The 2,358-nt window shown below is 66.5% G+C and carries 3 protein-coding genes; 1 reads left to right on the plus strand and 2 read right to left on the minus strand.

Annotated elements, in window-relative coordinates; genetic code table 11:
* Positions 1-250: 250 nt before the first annotated feature.
* Both ADL25_RS08965 and ADL25_RS08970 read right to left on the minus strand, forming a co-directional pair.
* A complete protein-coding gene (locus ADL25_RS08965) occupies positions 251-1,204 on the minus strand; it encodes an isocitrate lyase/PEP mutase family protein (protein ID WP_079050257.1) in 954 nt (317 codons plus the stop codon).
* Positions 1,205-1,285: 81 nt separating this feature from the next.
* Positions 1,286-1,834, minus strand: a complete 549-nt coding sequence (locus tag ADL25_RS08970; RefSeq protein ID WP_059127136.1) for a carboxymuconolactone decarboxylase family protein — start codon at positions 1,832-1,834, stop codon at positions 1,286-1,288.
* A gap of 137 nt (positions 1,835-1,971) precedes the next feature.
* Between ADL25_RS08970 and ADL25_RS08975 the strand changes: the two genes are divergently transcribed.
* A partial coding sequence (locus tag ADL25_RS08975; protein WP_159044902.1) for a TetR/AcrR family transcriptional regulator occupies positions 1,972-2,358 on the plus strand: 387 nt, incomplete at its 3' end.

Raw genomic sequence — 2,358 nt, forward strand, 5'->3', positions numbered from 1 at the left:
GGTTGGGCTGTACGTTCACCGATGACGGCGTGGAGCGCAGGAACCGCAGCAGCTGCTGCAGGGTGTCCTCCGCAATGGTCTTGCTGGGGTCGAAATACCTGGTGAGGTGCTTGCTCATCAGCTTGTCGAGGTTCATGCCGATCTGCTTCCTTCTTGCGATGAGTGGGTGGGGAGCGGTAGTTGGCAGGGGCTGGGGCGTGTCTCTCTGGCCGACTGGACAGCTAGTCGTGCATGTCCGTTCGGTTGGTGATCACTGATGCGCTGGGGGACCAGATCGCCCCGCTGACGGCGGCAGCTCCAGCCCATGGGTGGCGAGGGGCCGGTCGCTGCCGGTCCCTGGGCGATCGTCGGAAAGCCCCGCGCCTGCCCGCCCTGGAGGGATCTGCCAGACCAGGGCGAGCAGTTCGCTGACGCGCTCGAAGCCGATTCCTGTCGTCGCGGCGGTGAGGTCGCCCGCGACGAGGGCCTGAGTGGCCTGGTGGAGTGCCTGCATGGCGTGGGTGTAGAGCGCTGGACCCAGGCTGATGCGCTTGACCCCGGCCTTTTGCAGTTCGGCGACGGTCAGCACCTTGTCCGCCGGCGAGATGAGGACGTTGACCGGTGTCGGCGCGACGGCGGTGACGATCGCGGTGAGGGCGCCGAGGTCGGGTGGGTAGGGGGCGTAGAGCACATCCGCGCCGACCTCGGCGAAGGCCGTCAGACGCCGGATGGTGTCGTCGAGATCGGGCCGCCCCTGGATGAAGTTGTCGGTGCGGCCGGTGACGACGATGCGTCCCTTGGCCGCCTTGACGGCACTGCGCACACAGTTGACCGCATCATCGAAGTCGCGGATCGGCCGGTCGGGATTGCCCGAGGTGTCCTCGATCCCGATGCCGGCCAGGCCGGACGCCACGGCGGCTTCCACGGTGGCCGCGACGTCTTCGGGCGCGTGGCTGTAGCCGTCCTCGAAGTCCCCGTTGACGGGCAGCCCGGTGAGCTGACCGAACAGCCGCGCATGCTTGAGGTGCTCACCACGGGTGACTCTGCGGCGTCCGTCGAACCGGCCGAGCGTGGCAGCGAGCGCCGCCGACGATGTCGCGATCGCCTCGAAGCCGGCATCGGCCAGCATCAGCGCCGAGAGGCCGTCCCATGCGTTCGGCATGACGAAGCCGCCGTCGCGGGTGTGCAGCGCCATGAATCGCTCGTAGAGTTCGGAGCCCGGCATATCGAACCTTTCGTGAGTGATCGTTGCAGACAGTGACGGATCAAGCGGCTGAATGCGCCGCCTCGACGAGGACGCCGGCGCTTATCCCGGTGTACCGGCCGGGCTGACGGCGGGGATGTCGATGTCGGTCTGGTTGACGTTGTTGATGAAGTTGGTCAGCAGGACCTGCACCGCCACCGTGACGATCGCCAGGATCTGCGGGTCGCTGTACCCGGCACCTCGCACGGCCGCCAGGTCGGCGTCGCTCACCTGACCGCGGCTGGCCACCACCTGCTGGGCGAAACGGGCGACCGCGGCGCGCTTGGGATCGATCGAGCTCCCGGCGCGGGCCAGGTCGATGTCGTCGCTCGACATGCCACCGAATTCGGACGACACGTACGTGTGCATCGCCAGGCAGTAATCGCAGTCGTTGGCCTGCGACACGGCGAGCGCGATGGTGTGCCGCGTCTTGGCGTCCAGAACCCGGCTCAAGGTGCCCTGCAAGGTCATGACGACCTCGAGGACGGTCGGGTTCGACGCGAGGGTCGCGAACATGTTCGGGACGAAGCCGAGCTGTGCGCTGATGCTGTCGAGGATGGGCTCCGACGCCTCGGGGGTGTCTTCCGGGGAAGGGGTGCTCAGTCGTGACATGGGGGGATCGGCCTTTCGTGGGCGGGCGTCGTCAGCCCGGGTTTTGTACTGGGAGTTTTTTGGGCTCGTCGGCCCAGTTCTGAGTGAACACTGTTAGTGATTGGGCTGTCAAGCCCAATCACGGTATTCTCGGAAGCATGACAGTCACCACAGAAGCTCGGGATCCCTACAAGCTCACCGAAAAAGGGCAGGCGACGCGGGCCCGCATCCTGGAGCACGCCGCGCAGCTCATCTACGCCAAAGGCGTCCACGGCACGAACAACGAGCAGCTGCGCCGCGCCGCCGGCATCAGCGGATCGCAGCTCAACCACTACTTCCCGACCAAGGAGTGTCTCGTCCTGGCCGTGATCGCCTGGCAGGCCGAGAGCGTCCTCACGTTCCACCGCGACGAGCAATTCGCCCGCTTCGACAGCCTCGATGCGTTCCGGGCGTGGGCGGATTTCTACATCGGCTACGAGCACGTCTACCAGGAAGGCTGCAGCCTCGGCTCCCTGGCGAGCGAGATCGTCAAGACGGACCTCGAC

Source organism: Streptomyces sp. NRRL F-5122, assembly GCF_001507435.1.
Classification (GTDB): Bacteria; Actinomycetota; Actinomycetes; order Streptomycetales; family Streptomycetaceae; genus Streptomyces; species Streptomyces lannensis.